Source organism: Streptomyces sp. Rer75, from assembly GCF_013414305.1.
In the GTDB taxonomy this organism is placed as follows: domain Bacteria; phylum Actinomycetota; class Actinomycetes; order Streptomycetales; family Streptomycetaceae; genus Streptomyces; species Streptomyces himastatinicus.
In genome coordinates this window covers 5705538-5721979 of the sequence record NZ_CP058693.1, presented here as the reverse complement: position 1 = coordinate 5721979, position 16442 = coordinate 5705538, and the positions used below count along the sequence as shown (strand labels likewise).

Here is a 16442-nt window from a genome sequence, read left to right as displayed (position 1 = left end):
ACTCGGGCCCGGCGATGTACCCCATGGCGCGGTCCGCCGGGGCGCGGCAGTCTTTGGTGCCATGACCTCCAGTTCCCCCGTCGAGCACGGCGAACGACTGCCGCGCCCGCCCGCCTTCGCCTATCCCGCGCAGACGTGGAAGGAGATCGCCCATCTCCTGATCAATCTGCCGTTGGGCATCTTCGGCTTCGTCTACGCGGTGATGTGGCTGGCCGTGGGCGTGGGCATGGCGGTCACGATCGGGGGGCTGCCGGTGCTGGCCGTGGGCCTGCTGGGCAGCCGGTGGCTGGCCCGGTTCGAGCGGCGGCGCGCCCGAGCCCTGCTGGCGCTCCACGTGGACGAGCCCAGCCGCATGCCGGGCGGGCTCGACGGCGGCTTCTTCAGCTGGCTGTGGCGGAGCCTGCGGGATCCGGTGGGCTGGCGCGCCACGCTGTACGCCGCGATCCGGCTGCCCTGGGGCATCCTGACCTTCGCCCTGACGCTGACCTCGCTGTTCATCGCCTGGCCGGTGCTGCCGTGGATCGCGCGGGCGCTGACCAACGTCGACCGGGTGATGGTGCGCGGGCTGCTGTCGCCGTCGGACGAGCTGGAGCGGCGCATCGCGGAGCTGGAGTCGGACCGGGGCACGGTGGTCGACACCGCCGCCGCCGACCTGCGCCGCATCGAACGCGACCTCCACGACGGAGCACAGGCCCGCCTCGTCGCCCTCGCCATGGACCTCGGCCTCGCCAAGGAAAAACTCGACGAAGACCCCCAAGCAGCCGCCCGCATGGTCGACGAAGCCCACGGCGAGATCAAACTCGCCCTCCAAGAACTCCGCGACCTCGCCCGCGGCATCCACCCCGCCATCCTCACCGACCGCGGCCTCGGCCCCGCCCTCTCCGCCCTCGCCGCCCGCTGCACCGTCCCCGTCACCGTCACCGCCGACCTCCCGGAGCGCCCCGCACCCGCCATCGAAGGCATCGCCTACTTCACCGTCTCCGAACTCCTCCAGAACATCAGCAAACACAGCAACGCCCGGACCGCTTCGGTGGAGCTGGCCCGGTCGGGCAGCCGGCTGCTGATCCGGGTGCGGGACGACGGTCGCGGCGGCGCGTCCCCGGACGGGGGCAGCGGGCTGGCGGGGCTGGCGGAACGGCTCGGCTCGGTCGACGGCCGGTTCCTGGTGGACTCCCCGCCCGGCGGCCCGACCTCGGTGGAGGCCGAGCTGCCGTGGCGCGACCGCGACGGTACGAGCCGTACGGGCGGCGTCCCGCGCCGCCCGGCGGCGGCCCGCCGGACCGCGTAGACCGTGCTGAAGGGGTGGGGCTAGCCCCCGGGTGAAGACGCCGACCCGCTTCATGGCCCGGCCCGCCGGTGCCGGGGACTCTGGAGGACGACCGCGTACGAGCACTGACGACCACAGCGGGCAAGCCGGGCACCGGCTTCAGGAGGACGGACGACGAGATGGCCACCGCATACGGACCGTACGGACCGGGGAGCGAACCCCGGCACCGCCTGGTGCCGCCGACGCTGCGCGCGCCGTTCGAGGCCCGCGTCTGGCGCGAGTTCCTCTACCTGCTGATCAGCCTGCCGATGGCGGTCCTGACCTTCGCGTACGCGGTCGTCATGCTCTCCCTCGGCGCGGGACTGCTGATCACCTTCCTCGGCGTTCCGGTGCTCGGTGCCGCCCTGGCGGGCTGCCGGGGCATCGGGGTGGTGGAGCGGGCCCGCGCCCGGGCGCTGCTGCGGCTGGAGGTGGCCGAGCCGGAACCGGTCCGCGCGGCCGGGGGCAAGCGGGGGCCGGTGTCCTGGGTGGGCGCGCTGCTGAAGAGCGGCACCTCGTGGCGGCATGTGCTGTACGCGCTGCTGCACCTGCCGTGGGCGATCTTCGCCTTCACCGTCGCGATGGTGTTCGCCTGCTACGGCTGGGGTTTCGCGACGTATCCGCTGTGGCGCTGGGTCTTCCCCGCGTACGTCGACCAGCCGGGTATCGAGCTGTTCGGGGACGACGACCGCGGGCGCCACTTCTACCTGGACACCCCGTTCGAGGTCGCCGCGTCCTGTGGGCTCGGGGTGCTGGTCCTCCTGGCGACCCCGTGGGTGATGCGGGCGCTGACGTCCGTCGACCGGCTCCTGGTGATCGGGCTGCTGGGCCCGTCGCGGCTGGCGGCCCGGGTGTGGGAGCTGGAGTCGGACCGGGGGACGGTGGTCGACACCGCCGCCGCCGACCTGCGCCGCATCGAACGCGACCTCCACGACGGAGCACAAGCCCGCCTCGTCGCCCTCGCCATGGACCTCGGCCTCGCCAAGGAAAAACTCGACGAGGACCCCCAGGCAGCCGCCCGCATGGTCGACGAAGCCCACGGCGAGATCAAACTCGCCCTCCAAGAACTCCGCGACCTCGCCCGCGGCATCCACCCCGCCATCCTCACCGACCGCGGCCTCGGCCCCGCCCTCTCCGCCCTCGCCGCCCGCTGCACCGTCCCCGTCACCGTCACCGCCGACCTCCCGGAGCGCCCCGCACCCGCCATCGAAGGCATCGCCTACTTCACCGTCTCCGAACTCCTCCAGAACATCAGCAAACACAGCAACGCCCGGACGGCCGACGTCGACGTGTGGCGCGCCGGGGGCCGGGTGATGCTGCGGGTCGGCGACGACGGTCGCGGCGGGGCGGGCGTCTCGGCCGCGGGCAGCGGACTGGCGGGGCTGGCCGAGCGCATCGAGGCGGTGGACGGGGTGCTGATCGTGCACTCCCCGCCCGGCGGCCCGACGTCGGTGACGGTCGAGCTGCCCTGGCGCTGACGCCCCGCGCCCCGCCGCGCGCGGTATACGCGGCGGATTCGTCCGAATCCTGGAATGCTGGCTCCGTCAATTCGAACGGCAACTGGGGGCCGGGCATCGTGGAAGACAGAGTGCGGGTGGTCATCGCCGAGGATTCGGTGCTGCTGCGGGAGGGCCTGACCCGGCTGCTGACCGACCGCGGCCATGAGGTCGTCGCGGGGGTGGGGGACGCGGAGGCGCTGGTCAAGGCGATCCGCGCGCTGGCCGACGAGGGTGCGCTGCCGGATGTGGTGGTCGCCGACGTACGCATGCCGCCCACCCACACCGACGAGGGGGTGCGGGCCGCCATCCGGCTGCGCCAGGACCATCCGGGGCTGGGGGTGCTGGTGCTCTCGCAGTACGTGGAGGAGCAGTACGCGACCGAGCTGCTGGCCGGGAGCAGCCGCGGCATCGGCTATCTGCTCAAGGACCGGGTGGCCGAGGTGCGCGAGTTCGTGGACGCGGTGGTCCGGGTGGCGGGCGGTGGCACGGCGCTGGACCCGGAGGTCGTCGCCCAGCTGCTGGGCCGCAGCCGTAAGCAGGACGTGCTGGCCGGGCTCACCCCGCGGGAGCGGGAGGTCCTGGTCCTGATGGCCGAGGGCCGGACGAACGGGGCGATCGCCCGGCAGCTGGTGGTGAGCGACGGCGCGGTGGAGAAGCACGTCAGCAACATCTTCCTGAAGCTGGGCCTGTCGCCGAGTGACGGGGATCACCGCCGGGTGCTCGCGGTGCTCACCTACCTCAATTCCTGACCCCCTGGGGTCGTAGGACCAAAGCGGGACCAAAGGCCGAGTGAGGGGATCACTTGAAATGACACCACGGGGGTGGGGGAAAGTCATGCCATACCGTGACATCTCGGACATTTGGCGCGGAAACCATCAGGAGATCCGGCCAAGGAAGGCGAGCCTTACCGACGTACGATGGTCATGGGACAACCGGTCGGCACCGACGGTCCAGGTGCGCCGCCTCGAGGGAGGTCCGAAGCAGTGACCAGCCAGGTCAGCCCGGCCGAGCAGGCCGAACCAGCCGATCAGCAGGGCGAGCGGGGGCTCGCCGGGGAACGGGGAACACCGGACGGCGGCAAGGAGGTCCGCCGTCTGGATCGCGTGATCATCCGATTCGCGGGTGACTCCGGTGACGGTATGCAGCTCACCGGAGACCGGTTCACCTCGGAGACGGCGTCGTTCGGGAACGACCTGTCGACCCTGCCGAACTTCCCGGCGGAGATCCGCGCCCCCGCCGGCACCCTGCCCGGCGTGTCGAGCTTCCAGCTCCACTTCGCCGATCACGACATCCTCACCCCCGGCGACGCGCCGGACGTCCTGGTGGCGATGAACCCGGCCGCGCTCAAGGCCAACCTGGGCGACGTGCCGCGCGGCGCCGAGATCATCGTCAACACCGACGAGTTCACCAAGCGGCCGATGGCGAAGGTCGGATACGAGCGCAGCCCGCTCGAAGACGGCTCGCTGGACGCGTACCAGGTCCACCCGGTGCCGCTGACGACGCTGACCATCGAGGCGCTGAAGGAGTTCGGGCTGTCCCGGAAGGAGGCGGAGCGCAGCAAGAACATGTTCGCGCTCGGCCTGCTGTCGTGGATGTACCACCGGCCCACGGAGAACACCGAGACGTTCCTGCGCCAGAAGTTCGCCAAGAAGCCGGAGATCGCCGAGGCGAACGTGGCCGCGTTCCGGGCCGGGTGGAACTTCGGCGAGACGACCGAGGACTTCGCGGTCTCCTACGAGGTGGCGCCCGCCGCCACCGCCTTCCCCGCCGGGACGTACCGGAACATCTCCGGCAACCTGGCGCTGTCGTACGGGCTGATCGCCGCGTCCCAGCAGGCGGACCTGCCGCTGTTCCTGGGCTCGTACCCGATCACCCCGGCCTCCGACATCCTGCACGAGCTGAGCAAGCACAAGAACTTCGGCGTGCGCACCTTCCAGGCCGAGGACGAGATCGCGGGCATCGGCGCGGCGCTGGGCGCCGCGTTCGGCGGGGCGCTCGCGGTGACCACCACCTCCGGTCCTGGCGTGGCGCTGAAGTCGGAGACCATCGGGCTCGCGGTGAGCCTGGAGCTGCCGCTGCTGGTGATCGACATCCAGCGCGGCGGGCCGTCCACGGGGCTGCCGACCAAGACCGAGCAGGCCGATCTGCTCCAGGCGATGTACGGGCGCAACGGCGAGGCTCCGGTGCCGATCGTGGCCCCGAAGACCCCGGCCGACTGCTTCGACGCCACGCTGGACGCGGCGCGGATCGCGCTCACCTACCGCACCCCGGTCTTCGTCCTCTCCGACGGCTATCTGGCCAACGGGTCGGAGCCGTGGCGGGTGCCCGAGGTCGACGGCCTGCCGGATCTGCGGGTCCAGTTCGCGACCGGCCCCAACCACACCACCGAGGACGGCACCGAGGTCTTCTGGCCGTACAAGCGCGACCCGCGGACCCTGGCCCGCCCCTGGGCGGTGCCCGGCACCCCGGGGCTCGAACACCGCATCGGCGGCATCGAGAAGCAGGACGGCTCCGGCAACATCTCCTACGACCCCGCCAACCACGACCACATGGTCCGCATCCGGCAGGCCAAGGTGGACGGCATCGAGGTCGAGGAGCTGGCGGTGGACGACCCCACCGGCGACGCCCGCACCCTGGTGCTGGGCTGGGGCTCGACGTACGGGCCGATCACCGCCGCGGTGCGCCGGGTGCGCCGGGCCGGCGACCGGATCGCCCAGGCCCATCTGCGCCACCTCAACCCCTTCCCGGCCAACCTGGGCGCGGTGCTGGCCCGCTACGACAAGGTCGTCGTACCCGAGATGAACCTCGGCCAGCTCGCCACCCTCATCCGCGCCAAGTACCTCGTCGACGCCCGCTCCTTCACCCAGGTGCGGGGACTGCCGTTCAAGGCCGAGCAGCTGGCGACGGCCCTCAAGGAGGCCATCGATGACTGAGACCATCTCGCAGCCGCCCACCGCCCTGGCCGAGGCGCTGTCCCTGGTGCCCAAGGCCGAGGGCAAGCAGTCCATGAAGGACTTCAAGTCCGACCAGGAAGTGCGCTGGTGCCCCGGCTGCGGCGACTACGCGATCCTCGCCGCCGTGCAGGGCTTCATGCCCGAACTGGGGCTGGCGAAGGAGAACATCGTCTTCGTCTCCGGCATCGGCTGCTCCTCCCGCTTCCCGTACTACATGAACACCTACGGGATGCACTCGATCCACGGCCGCGCCCCCGCCATCGCCACCGGCCTCGCGGCCGCCCGGCGCGACCTGTCGGTGTGGGTGGTCACCGGTGACGGCGACGCGCTGTCCATCGGCGGCAACCACCTCATCCACGCCCTGCGCCGCAACGTGAACCTGAAGATCCTGCTCTTCAACAACCGCATCTACGGCCTCACCAAGGGCCAGTACAGCCCGACCTCCGAGGTCGGCAAGATCACCAAGTCCACCCCGATGGGCTCCCTGGACGCCCCGTTCAACCCCATCTCGCTGGCGCTCGGCGCCGAGGCGGGCTTCGTCGCCCGCACCGTGGACTCCGACCGCAAGCACCTCACCCAGGTGCTGCGCGAGGCCGCCGCCCACCCGGGCACCGCGCTGGTGGAGATCTACCAGAACTGCAACATCTTCAACGACGGCGCCTTCGACGCGCTCAAGGACAAGGAGCAGGCCGAGGAAGCCGTGATCCGGCTGGAGCACGGCAAGCCGATCCGCTTCGGCGCCGACGGCGCCAAGGGCGTCGTACGGAACCAGGCCACCGGCGATCTGGAGGTCGTCGCGGTCACCGCCGAGAACGAGGACCGCATCCTGGTCCACGACGCCCACGCGGACTCCCCCACCACCGCGTTCGCCCTGTCCCGGCTGGCCCACCCGGACACCCTGCACCACACTCCCATCGGGGTGCTGCGCGACGTCCAGCGGCCGGTCTACGACACCGACATGGCGACCCAGATCGACGCCGCCGTCGAGCGCAAGGGCAAGGGCGACCTCGGCGCGCTGCTCGCGGGGAACGACACCTGGACCGTCGTCGGCTGAGCCGTACCGGATCCGACGAGATACGCGGCCAGGCCGGGTCTACGCACCCGGCCTGGCCGCGTCGTATGCCGCCCCGCTACGACGCGTCCGCCCGGGCCGCGTCGTATGTCTCCCGGGCCGCCAGCACCTGCGGGGCGTGCTCCTCCGCCCAGCCCGCCAGCGCCCGCACCCGGCTCGCCGCGTCCCGGCCCAGGTCGGTCAGCGAGTAGTCCACATGCGGCGGGATGACGGGGTGCGCCTCGCGGTGGACGAAGCCGTCGCGCTCCAGGGTCTGGAGCGTCTGGGCGAGCATCTTCTCGCTCACCCCGCCGATCTCGCGCCGCAGCTCACTGAAGCGGTACGTGCCCTTCAGCAGCACGGCGAAGACCAGCACACCCCAGCGGCTGGTCATGTGCTCCAGGATCAGCCGCGAGGGGCAGACCGTGGGGTTATCACTTACCTGCATGCCAGTACCTTACGTCAAAGTGGGTACTTTCGAATGGTTAGCGCTGTGCCTAAGGTGGGTCGCGGATCGGACAACGACAGAGAAAGAGACCCCCATGAGCATCGTCGTCACCGGAGCCACCGGACACCTCGGCCGCCTCGTCATCGACGGCCTGCCGGAGAAGGTTCCGGCCGACCGGATCACCGCGGTCGTGCGCGACGCCGACAAGGCCGCCCCGCTCGCCGCCCGCGGCGTCACCCTGAAGGTGGCCGACTACAGCCGCCCCGAGACGCTGAGCGGTGCCTTCGCCGCGGGCGACAAGGTGCTGCTGATCTCCGGCAGCGAGATCGGGCAGCGCGTCGCGCAGCACCAGGCGGTCATCGACGCCGCCAAGGAGGCCGGGGTCGCGCTGCTCGCGTACACCAGCGTGCTGGGCGGCCCCGCCGCCGACTTCCGGCTCGCCGACGAGCACCGGGCCACCGAGCAGGCCATCACCGGGTCCGGGCTGCCGTATGTGCTGCTGCGCAACGGCTGGTACAACGAGAACTACACCGAGCAGCTGGCCCCCGTGCTGGAGCACGGAGCCGTCGTCGCCGCCGCGGGCGAGGGCCGGGTCGCCTCCGCCGCGCGCGCCGACTACGCGGCGGCCGCCGTCGCCGTGCTGACCGGCGAGGGCCACGAGAACACGGCGTACGAGCTGTCCGGCGACACCGCCTGGAGCTTCGCCGAATACGCCGCCGAGGTCGCCCGGCAGACCGGCGAGGAGATCGCCTACCGCGCCGTCTCCGCCGACGAGGTGCAGTCCATCCTCACCGGCGCGGGCCTGCCCGAGCCGCTCGCCGCCATCCTGGCCGACGTCGACACGGCGATCGAGCGCGGGCTGCTGGCCGCCACCCCCGGCGACCTGTCCCGGCTGACCGGCCGCCCGACCACGCCGATCGCGGACTCCCTCGCGGTGGCCCTCAAGGGCTGACCTCGGGTGTCAGGGGACGGCCCGCCTGTCAGTCCCATATCGCGGATACGGTGATGACAGGCGGGTCGCCCGGCGCTACCGTCGGACGGGCCCCCTCGCCAGGGCGGTCACGCCGTCGGGGAGGGCCTTCATGCAGCCGCAGACTCAGCCGCAGCCGCACCACCAGGACCGCGCCGGTCTTCTCTACGGCTTCGCCGCGTACGGCCTGTGGGGCCTCGCCCCGCTCTTCTGGCCGCTGCTGCAACCCGCCGGGGCGGTCGAGATCCTCGCCCACCGCATGGTCTGGTCGCTGGTGGTCGTCGGGCTCCTCCTGCTGGTGCTGCGCCGCTGGTCCTGGGTCGGCCCGCTGCTGCGGCAGCCCCGGCGGCTCGGTCTCGTGGCGCTCGCCGCGACCGCCATCTCCGTCAACTGGGGCCTGTACATCTGGGGCGTCAACAGCGGACACGTCGTCGAGACGGCGCTCGGCTACTTCATCAACCCCCTGGTCAGCATCGGCTTCGGCGTCCTGCTGCTGCGGGAGCGGCTGCGCCCCGCGCAGTGGGCGGCGGTCGGCGTCGGCGTGGTGGCGGTGGGCGTGCTGGCCGTCGGCTACGGCAAGCTGCCCTGGATCGCCCTCACCCTGGCCTTCTCCTTCGCCACGTACGGCCTGGTCAAGAAGCGGATCGGGCTGGACGGGCTGGAGTCGCTGGCCGCCGAGACCGCCGTCCAGTTCCTGCCCGCGCTCGGCTTCCTCGGCTACCTCACGATGCGCGGCGACAGCACGTTCGGCAGCGGCGGCATGGGGCATTCGGCGCTGCTGGTGAGCTGCGGGCTGATCACCGCGGGGCCGCTGATCCTGTTCGGGGCCGCCGCGGTGCGGCTGCCGCTGTCGACGATCGGGATGCTCCAATACCTCACGCCCACCTCCCAGTTCATCCTCGGGCTGGTCGTCTTCCACGAGTACATGCCGCCCGAGCGATGGGCGGGCTTCGCCCTCGTCTGGCTCGCGCTCGCGCTGCTCACCTGGGACGCGCTGCGGACCGGGCACCGGGCCCGGCGGGAACTGGCGGACGCCGCGGCCCTGGCGGCCGCGTCCCCGGCTCCGGCCGCTGCCCCGGCCGCCGCCAGGAAGGCATAGGCGGCGGAGGCACCGTCGGGACCGATATCCGGCGGGTGATGTCCGGTTTCCGCTCTTGACGGAGGGTCAGCCACACCCGGAGCATCAGCCTCGCGCCATCGCGGCGTCATCTTGTCACACCGCTCCACCACCCCCATGGGTATACGTACGTACGTGCATCACACAGCGTCACGTCCTTCCGTGCAGTCCCCGTTCGGAATCGGAGCCCCCCCCATGTCGTCATGTGCTGATCCGCACCGCGCCCCCCGAAGATCCGCGTCCCGCCGGACGGCCGCCGCGATCGCCGCCGGTGCGGCGATCGCCGCCCTGGTCTCGGCCGCCCCCGCCACCTCCGCGGCCGCCGCGGCTCCCCCGCCTCCGGCGGCCGCCGCCCTCGCCGTACCGGACGTGCCCCTCGCGAACGTCAAGGCCCACCTGACCAAGCTCCAGTCCATCGCCACCGCCAACGGCGGCAACCGCGCCCACGGCCGCCCCGGCTACAAGGCGTCGCTCGACTACATCAAGGGCGCCCTGGACTCGGCCGGGTTCACCACCACGGTCCAGCAGTTCACCTCCAGCGGCTCCACCGGCTACAACCTCATCGCCGACTGGCCCGGCGGCGACGCCGACAACGTGGTGTTCTCCGGCGCCCACCTGGACTCCGTCAGCGCGGGTCCCGGCATCAACGACAACGGATCGGGTTCCGCCGCCGTCCTGGAGACCGCGCTCACCGTCGCCCGCTCGGGGCTGAAGCCCACCAAGCATCTGCGGTTCGCCTGGTGGGGCGCCGAGGAGCTGGGCATGGTCGGGTCCCGGACGTACGTCAACAGCCTGTCGTCCGCCAACCGCGCGAAGATCGACGGCTATCTCAACTTCGACATGATCGGCTCACCCAACCCGGGCTACTTCGTCTATGACGACGACACCCGGATCGAAGGGGTCTTCAAGGACTTCTACGCCACCAAGGGCGTCTCGACGGAGATAGAGACGGAGGGCGACGGGCGCTCCGACCACGCCCCGTTCAAGAACGTGGGCATCCCGGTGGGCGGCCTGTTCAGCGGCGCCGACTACATCAAGACCGCCGCCCAGGCCCAGAAGTGGGGCGGCACCTCCGGTCAGGCCTTCGACCGCTGCTACCACCGGTCGTGCGACACCACGACCAACATCAACGACACCGCGCTGGACCGCAACAGCGACGCCATCGCGTACGCCGTCTGGACGCTGTCCTCCTGACGCACCGGCAGTCCTGAGCGGTCCGTACGGAGACGTACGGAGATGTACGGAGACGTACGGACCGCTCAGACCGTGATGTCCTTCGTGGTGAACCGGGCCCAGGCCGCCGAGCCGAACACGGCCAGATACAGCCCCTGGAGCTCTACGTTCTTGATCAGCTGGTCCCAGTAGACCGGCTGGCGCAGCAGATCCGCGAAGCCGAGCCAGTAGTGCGGGAAGAGATACGGGTGGATCGCGTGCAGCTGCGGGATCGTGTCCAGGATCTGCACGGTGACCACGAGCCCCACCGTGGTCGCCATGGCCGCGATGCCGCTGTTGGTGAGGGTGGAGATGAACAGGCCCACCGTCGCGATCCCCACCAGTGACAGCGCCACGACGCCCGCCACGCCGAGCGCCCGCACCAGCGCGTCGCCGAACGACACCGAGGTGCCGGAGATCAGCGTGACATCGCCGAGCGGGAACAGCATCGCCCCGGTCGCGAGTCCGGCGATGGCCACCGCCAGGGTCGCGGCCAGGCAGAACGCCAGGATGGTGACGAACTTGGCGAGCAGCAGCCGGGTGCGCCCGGCGGGGGCGACCAGCAGATAGCGCAGCGTCCCCGGGCCCGCCTCACCGGCGATGGAGTCCCCGGCGACCACGCCGATGGCCATCGGCAGGAAGACGGGCAGGGTCGCCGCCAGCGCGGCGAAGACGAGGAAGATCCCGTTGTTGGTGATCTGGGAGAAGAAGGCGGGCCCGTCGCCGCTTCCTCCGCCTCCGCCGCCCCCGCCGCCACGGCCGAAGCCACCGCCGTCGCTGGTCTCGATCTTCACGGCGACGCCGATGAGGACCGGGACGGCCGCGAGCACCCCGAGCAGCGCCAGCGTCCGCCAGCGGCGGAAGGTGGTGGACAGCTCGCTGCGGAAGAGGGCCAGGGCCCACAGCGGACGCGGCCGGGGCGCCTCGTACGACTCTCCGGTCCCGGGCGTCTCGCCTTTTTCAGCCGCTTCAGCCCGCGACATCGAATCCCTCCCCGGTCAGCGCGACGAAGGCGTCCTCCAGCGAGGCGCCCTCGGCACCGAAGGCCCGTACCCGCACCCCGGCGCGCACCAGGGCCGCGTTCAGGTCGGCGGGCTCGGGCGCGGGCGAGGGCAGCTCGCCGGAGACCCGCTCCTCCAGGACCACCAGGTCCGTCACCCCGTGCTCCTTGAGGACGCGGACGGCGTCGGCCGGATCCGGGGTGGTGACGGACAGCCTGCCGCGGCTGCCCGCCGCCAGCTCGGCGACCGTGCCCTGGGCGATCAAACGGCCCTGGGCCATGACCGCCGCATGGGTACAGACCTGTTCGATCTCGTCCAGGAGGTGCGAGGAGAGGAAGACCGTGGTGCCCTCCTGGGCCAGCTCGCGCACCAGGGTGCGGATCTCGCGCATGCCCTGGGGATCGAGCCCGTTGGTCGGCTCGTCGAGCACCAGCAGCTCACGCGGCTGGAGCAGGGCGGCGGCCAGGCCGAGGCGCTGCTTCATCCCCAGCGAGTACGCCCGGGCCTTCTTCCCCGCCGCGGCCCCGAGCCCGACCCGGTCCAGGGCGGCCGCGGCGCGGGCGGCACGGGTACGGGGGTCGGCGGTCGGGTCGGCGGCGTCGTAACGCAGCAGATTGTCCCGGCCGCTCAGATACGGATAGAGGGCGGGCCCCTCGATGAGGGCGCCCACCCTCGGCAGCACGCTGCGGGCGGCGCGCGGCATCGGCCGCCCCAGCAGCCGGGCGCCGCCCGAGGTGGGCTCGATCAGGCCCATGAGCATGCGGATGGTCGTCGTCTTCCCCGAGCCATTGGGCCCGAGGAAGCCGAAGACGCTGCCGCGCGGGACGGTCAGGTCGAGCGCGTCGACGGCGAGCTGCCCGCCCCGGTAGCGCTTGGTGAGCCCGCGGGTCTCCACCACGGCATCGGCGGACGACTCGTCCACGGGCTCTCCTTCCCTGTTCTTCTACTTGGCCTTGTTGGCGGCCGCGACCAGGGCGTCCTTGTCGACCGCGCCGACGAAGACCTTGCCGTCGTCGGTCATCAGCGCGTTCACCAGGCGGGTGCTGAACACCGTGCCGGAGCCGAAGTCGCCCGTGACCTTCTTGCCGAAGCTGCCGAGGAGACCGGAGGCCGCTCCGCCGTCGCCGCCCGGGGCGGAGGGAGACTCGCCGGTCGCACCGGCCTTCTGGCCGTCGTCGAGGCGGGCGATGGTGTCCCAGCCCTCGCCGGTGACGTTCAGCCCGGACAGGGGGCCGGACATGGCGTCGGCACCGCCCGGCCGCTCCTTGAAGCCCTTCTCCCGGTGGTCGGCGGCGTCGTCCTCGGTGACCTTGGCGCCCTTGGGCGGCGTGAAGTCGAAGGTGCCCGCGGCGGGCTTGCCGAAGTCCACCTTGGTGAAGCCCACGTCGACGGCCGCCTTGCCGCCGCTCTTCGGGGTGAGGGTGAACTTCAGCGGCACGCCGTTGTCCGCGTCGACCGCGATACGGATCGAGCCGACCGTGGACGCGCTCTGCTTGGGCTTGATCAGCAGCTGGTAGGCGTCCCGGTCGGCGACCCGGGTGGTGCCGTCGACCGTCACCTCGGTGGTGTCGTCCACGGCGGCGAGCATCTGCTTGGCGAACTGCTGCGGGGTGGCGTCCCGCAGGTCGCGGGGCGTCTCGCCCCGGTGGTCGCGCTTGCCCGCGGCGTCCTTGGGGGCGGTGGAGTGGAAGACGGAGTTGCTGCCGCTGTCGTACGCCCACAGCTGGTCGCCGTTGTGGATCATGCTGTACTCGGCGGCGTTCTCGACGATCGACACCCGCTGCTTGTCGGGGCCGTCGGCGGCCACCCGCAGCGTGTGCGTACCGGACACCAGCTCGGAGAGCTTGGCCTCCGGCGAGGCGGTCGCGCCCTTCTCGCCCGCGAGGTCGTTCGCGGCACCGGCGAGGGAGCCGCCGCCCGGCAGCGTGGGGAGGCCCAGATCGGTGGTGATCTTCAGCGAGCCGGACACCTGCTGCTGGTCCGAGGCGGCCATCTTGCTGATCAGCTGCTGTGCCGTGATCTTCGGCAGATCCGGGGCGCCGCTGCTGGCCAGCGCCGGGACGAGCCCGATCGTCGCGGCCGCGATGCCCGCCACCGCGACCGGGGCCCCGTAGCGGAGCGTCTTCGTGCGCCGTGTTGGTCGATCCTCGTCCCAGAAGCCGTCGTCGGCGACCTGTATCGGTCGGATCCGTGCCATGTTGCTCTACCTCCGTCGTCGGCGGCGGTCGTCAGCCTGCACTCGTCCACCTCTCGGGCCATTGTCTCCCGATCCCGCCATGTGGTGGTGTTCTCATCCCACCAAATCGGGAGGGCCGATACGTCAGCCCGCAGGATCAAGTCCGCGTACTGCTCGGGTATGACGGACCGCGCCACAGGACGGATCCCCCTCCGGGTATCCCGTAGGGGGCCGCGGGCGGAATCGGGGGGTCACCCGGCCCGGTGGGCCACCGCGTCGCACAGGCCCTCCAGGGCCGACTTCGCCGGGCCCTCCGGCAGGGGCGCCAGCATCGAACGGGCCTCCGCCGCATAGCGCAGCGTGTCCTGGCGGGCCTGCTCCAGGGCGGGGTGGGCGCGCAGCCGCCGCAGCACCTCCGCATGGCGGGCGTCGTCGGTGAGGTCGCCCGCGAGCAGCTCGCACAGCTCCCGGTCCTCCGGCGCACCGGTCGCCTCCGCCTGCGCCCGCAGATGCAGGACGGGGAGGGTGGCGATACCCTCGCGCAGATCGGTGCCGGGGGTCTTGCCTGACTCATGGCTGTCGCTGGCGATGTCCAGCACGTCGTCGGCCAGCTGGAAGGCCATCCCGAGCCGTTCGCCGTACTGGGTCAGGATGTTGACGATGGACTCGTCGGCGCCCGACATCATCGCGCCGAACCGGCCCGAGACGGCGATCAGCGAGCCCGTCTTGCCCGCGAGGACGTCCAGATAGTGCTCGATGGGGTCGCGGCCGCGCGGTCCGGCGGTCTCCAGGATCTGGCCCGTCACCAGCCGCTCGAACGCCTCGGCCTGGACCCGCACCGCCTCCGGACCCAGATCGGCCAGGACGTGCGAGGCGCGGGCGAAGAGGAAGTCACCGGTGAGCACCGCGACGGAGTTGCCCCAGCGGGCGTTGGCGCTGGGCACCCCGCGCCGCACCTCGGCCTCGTCCATCACGTCGTCGTGGTACAGCGTGGCCAGATGCGTCAGCTCGACGACGACCGCCGAGGGCACCACACCGGGGGCGTACGGGTCGCCGAACTGCGCGGCCAGCAGCACCAGCAGTGGCCGGAAACGCTTCCCGCCCGCGCGCACCAGATGCTGGGCGGCCTCGGTGATGAACGGCACGTCACTCTTGGTGGCCTCCAGCAGACCCTCTTCGACAGCCGCCAGCCCGGCCTGAGTGTCGGCTTCCAGAGTCCGGTCCCGCACGCTCAGCCCGAAGGGCCCGATGACGCTCACGGGGTACTCCTGTCTGCCTGCGTTCACGCGGAATGTCGATGTGTCGCCGCCTCCACCAAAAGGCAGCGTATCCGGTCGGGTATCGATCACTGTGGGCGCCTTCCCGCCTTGTGCGCCGCACAACGCCCTCGCCCGGATCGACCGGCTTCTCCACACGGTCCCGCAATCACCAGCAGATCATTCATCATGCGGCCCCCGACCGTTCACCGATCGGGGGCCGTCAGCCCGCCCCGGGGCCTCATCCGTGCGCTGTGGCCACCGCCTTCGCCAGCCGGGGCGACGCGTACTCCGTGCCGCAGACGAACCGCATGACCGGGCCGAAGGAGGCCGCCGCCGGAAGTCCGGTGAAGTACAGCCCCGGCACGGACGAGCCATACCCCGCGTCCAGCCATGGCCCACCGGCGCCGGTGACCACTTCGGCGCGCAGCTCGGGGCCGAGGAAGCCGAGCGCGGCCAGATTCATCCGATAGCCCGTCGCGGCCAGCACATGGTCCGCGGCCAGCTCGCCGACCCGGCCGCTGCCGCCGCGCAGCGTGAGCACCGGCCGGCCGCCGTCCTCGACGGTGACCCGGGTGATCCGCACGCCCTGGGTGACCTGCACCCGCCCCGCGAAGCGACCCCGCAGCCACCAGGCGCCCTTGGGGCCGAGCACCGCGCGCACCAGATACTCCCGGGCCGGTGCGGGCAGCCGCCGGAAGCCCGCCGCGTGGTGCGACAGCGCATACAGCGACCAGGCGCGCCCGAAGGGCGATACGGGCCGCAGCCGGGGCTGACGGTCCGGCGGGGCGCCGAAGGCGACCGCGGCCCTCCCCCGGGCCACCACCCGCACCGACGCGGCGCCCGCCTCGGCCAGCAGCACCGCGCTCTCCAGCGCCGACTGCCCGGCCCCGACCACCACGACCTCGCGCCCCGCGAACCGCCCGAGGTCCTGGTGGTGCGAACTGTGCGAGACCGGCCCGGCCGCGGACGGCCCGTCGGGGACGGCGGCGGCGAACTCGGCGGGCAGATGGGCGAGCCCGCTGAGCCCGCTGGCCACGACGACGGCCCGCGCCGTGAACTGCTCCCCCGAATCCAGCTTCAGCTCGAAGCGGCCGCCCCGCCGGTCGACGGCCACGACCCTGGTCTGCTCCAGCTCCGGCACCAGCCGCTCCTGGAACCACAGCCCGTACCCCGCGAAGGTCTCGACGGGGATGATGTCCCAGTCGGACTGATACCGCTTGCCGCCCACCGCGTGGCAGTAGTCGAGCAGGGTGTGCCCCGGCTGCGGTGCGTCGATGGTCGACGCGACCGGGGTGGACTTGAGCAGCATGCCCGCGGGCATCTGCTCGCGCCAGCTCACCATCGGCTCCCCGAAGACGCGGACCGGCAGGCCGCGGGCGCGTAGGTGGGCGGCGGTCGACAGGCCGTATGGACCGGCCCCGATGACTGCTACCGGATCGTTCACGAATC

At 71.9% G+C, this 16442-nt stretch carries 14 protein-coding genes; 8 read left to right on the top strand and 6 right to left on the bottom strand.

Annotated elements, in window-relative coordinates; translation table 11 throughout:
- Window positions 1-61: 61 nt before the first annotated feature.
- The 5 genes from HYQ63_RS24535 (at window position 62) to HYQ63_RS24515 (ending at window position 6813) form a co-directional block, all read left to right on the top strand.
- Complete coding sequence (locus tag HYQ63_RS24535) at window positions 62-1288, top strand: sensor domain-containing protein (RefSeq protein WP_179935928.1); 1227 nt, start codon at window positions 62-64, stop codon at window positions 1286-1288.
- Between the two features lie 158 nt (window positions 1289-1446).
- Window positions 1447-2784, top strand: coding sequence for a sensor histidine kinase (locus HYQ63_RS24530; RefSeq protein WP_179940464.1), 1338 nt, complete (start codon window positions 1447-1449; stop codon window positions 2782-2784).
- A gap of 110 nt (window positions 2785-2894) precedes the next feature.
- The gene (locus HYQ63_RS24525; protein WP_179940462.1) at window positions 2895-3554 is read left to right on the top strand and encodes a response regulator transcription factor; all 660 of its coding nucleotides are present in this window, start codon (window positions 2895-2897) and stop codon (window positions 3552-3554) included.
- Between the two features lie 234 nt (window positions 3555-3788).
- Window positions 3789-5738: a 2-oxoacid:acceptor oxidoreductase subunit alpha gene (locus HYQ63_RS24520; protein ID WP_179935926.1), complete on the top strand. Its 1950-nt coding sequence runs from the start codon at window positions 3789-3791 to the stop codon at window positions 5736-5738.
- The gene (locus tag HYQ63_RS24515; RefSeq protein WP_179935924.1) at window positions 5731-6813 is read left to right on the top strand and encodes a 2-oxoacid:ferredoxin oxidoreductase subunit beta; all 1083 of its coding nucleotides are present in this window, start codon (window positions 5731-5733) and stop codon (window positions 6811-6813) included. The genes HYQ63_RS24520 and HYQ63_RS24515 overlap by 8 nt, the downstream gene beginning before the upstream one ends.
- Window positions 6814-6889: 76 nt before the next feature.
- Here the strand turns inward: HYQ63_RS24515 and HYQ63_RS24510 are convergent, their stop codons facing one another.
- A complete protein-coding gene (locus HYQ63_RS24510; RefSeq protein WP_179935922.1) occupies window positions 6890-7258 on the bottom strand; it encodes a helix-turn-helix domain-containing protein in 369 nt (122 codons plus the stop codon).
- 94 nt (window positions 7259-7352) lie between these two features.
- On the opposite strand from HYQ63_RS24510, the gene HYQ63_RS24505 reads away from it, so the two are divergent.
- From HYQ63_RS24505 to HYQ63_RS24495, 3 genes are all read left to right on the top strand, one after another.
- The gene (locus tag HYQ63_RS24505) at window positions 7353-8210 is read left to right on the top strand and encodes an SDR family oxidoreductase (protein WP_179935920.1); all 858 of its coding nucleotides are present in this window, start codon (window positions 7353-7355) and stop codon (window positions 8208-8210) included.
- Window positions 8211-8340: 130 nt separating this feature from the next.
- A complete protein-coding gene (gene rarD, locus HYQ63_RS24500) occupies window positions 8341-9327 on the top strand; it encodes an EamA family transporter RarD (protein ID WP_179935918.1) in 987 nt (328 codons plus the stop codon).
- A 213-nt stretch (window positions 9328-9540) separates the two neighbouring features.
- Entirely contained in the window at window positions 9541-10539 is a 999-nt protein-coding gene (locus tag HYQ63_RS24495; protein ID WP_179935916.1) for a M28 family metallopeptidase, read from the top strand.
- Window positions 10540-10604: 65 nt separating this feature from the next.
- Here the strand turns inward: HYQ63_RS24495 and HYQ63_RS24490 are convergent, their stop codons facing one another.
- The 5 genes from HYQ63_RS24490 to HYQ63_RS24470 all read right to left on the bottom strand — a co-directional run bounded on the left by HYQ63_RS24490 (window position 10605) and on the right by HYQ63_RS24470 (window position 16437).
- Window positions 10605-11540, bottom strand: coding sequence for an ABC transporter permease (locus tag HYQ63_RS24490; protein ID WP_179935914.1), 936 nt, complete (start codon window positions 11538-11540; stop codon window positions 10605-10607).
- On the bottom strand, window positions 11527-12480 hold the full coding sequence (locus HYQ63_RS24485) for an ABC transporter ATP-binding protein (protein ID WP_179935912.1): 954 nt from the start codon (window positions 12478-12480) through the stop codon (window positions 11527-11529). The genes HYQ63_RS24490 and HYQ63_RS24485 overlap by 14 nt, the downstream gene beginning before the upstream one ends.
- Before the next feature lie 21 nt (window positions 12481-12501).
- Window positions 12502-13755, bottom strand: coding sequence for a DUF2092 domain-containing protein (locus tag HYQ63_RS24480; protein ID WP_179935910.1), 1254 nt, complete (start codon window positions 13753-13755; stop codon window positions 12502-12504).
- Between the two features lie 230 nt (window positions 13756-13985).
- On the bottom strand, window positions 13986-14993 hold the full coding sequence (locus HYQ63_RS24475) for a polyprenyl synthetase family protein (RefSeq protein WP_179935908.1): 1008 nt from the start codon (window positions 14991-14993) through the stop codon (window positions 13986-13988).
- Window positions 14994-15231: 238 nt separating this feature from the next.
- Complete coding sequence (locus HYQ63_RS24470) at window positions 15232-16437, bottom strand: FAD-dependent oxidoreductase (RefSeq protein ID WP_179935906.1); 1206 nt, start codon at window positions 16435-16437, stop codon at window positions 15232-15234.
- Between the last annotated feature and the right edge of the window lie 5 nt (window positions 16438-16442).

Bases quoted from the DNA above. Each gene is read 5' to 3' on its own strand.
- HYQ63_RS24480 (WP_179935910.1), bottom strand. From the start codon at position 13,755: ATGGCACGGATCCGACCGATACAGGTCGCCGACGACGGCTTCTGGGAC.
- HYQ63_RS24535 (WP_179935928.1), top strand. From the start codon at position 62: ATGACCTCCAGTTCCCCCGTCGAGCACGGCGAACGACTGCCGCGCCCG.
- HYQ63_RS24515 (WP_179935924.1), top strand. From the start codon at position 5,731: ATGACTGAGACCATCTCGCAGCCGCCCACCGCCCTGGCCGAGGCGCTG.
- HYQ63_RS24530 (WP_179940464.1), top strand. From the start codon at position 1,447: ATGGCCACCGCATACGGACCGTACGGACCGGGGAGCGAACCCCGGCAC.
- HYQ63_RS24495 (WP_179935916.1), top strand. From the start codon at position 9,541: ATGTCGTCATGTGCTGATCCGCACCGCGCCCCCCGAAGATCCGCGTCC.
- rarD (WP_179935918.1), top strand. From the start codon at position 8,341: ATGCAGCCGCAGACTCAGCCGCAGCCGCACCACCAGGACCGCGCCGGT.
- HYQ63_RS24490 (WP_179935914.1), bottom strand. From the start codon at position 11,540: ATGTCGCGGGCTGAAGCGGCTGAAAAAGGCGAGACGCCCGGGACCGGA.
- HYQ63_RS24510 (WP_179935922.1), bottom strand. From the start codon at position 7,258: ATGCAGGTAAGTGATAACCCCACGGTCTGCCCCTCGCGGCTGATCCTG.
- HYQ63_RS24505 (WP_179935920.1), top strand. From the start codon at position 7,353: ATGAGCATCGTCGTCACCGGAGCCACCGGACACCTCGGCCGCCTCGTC.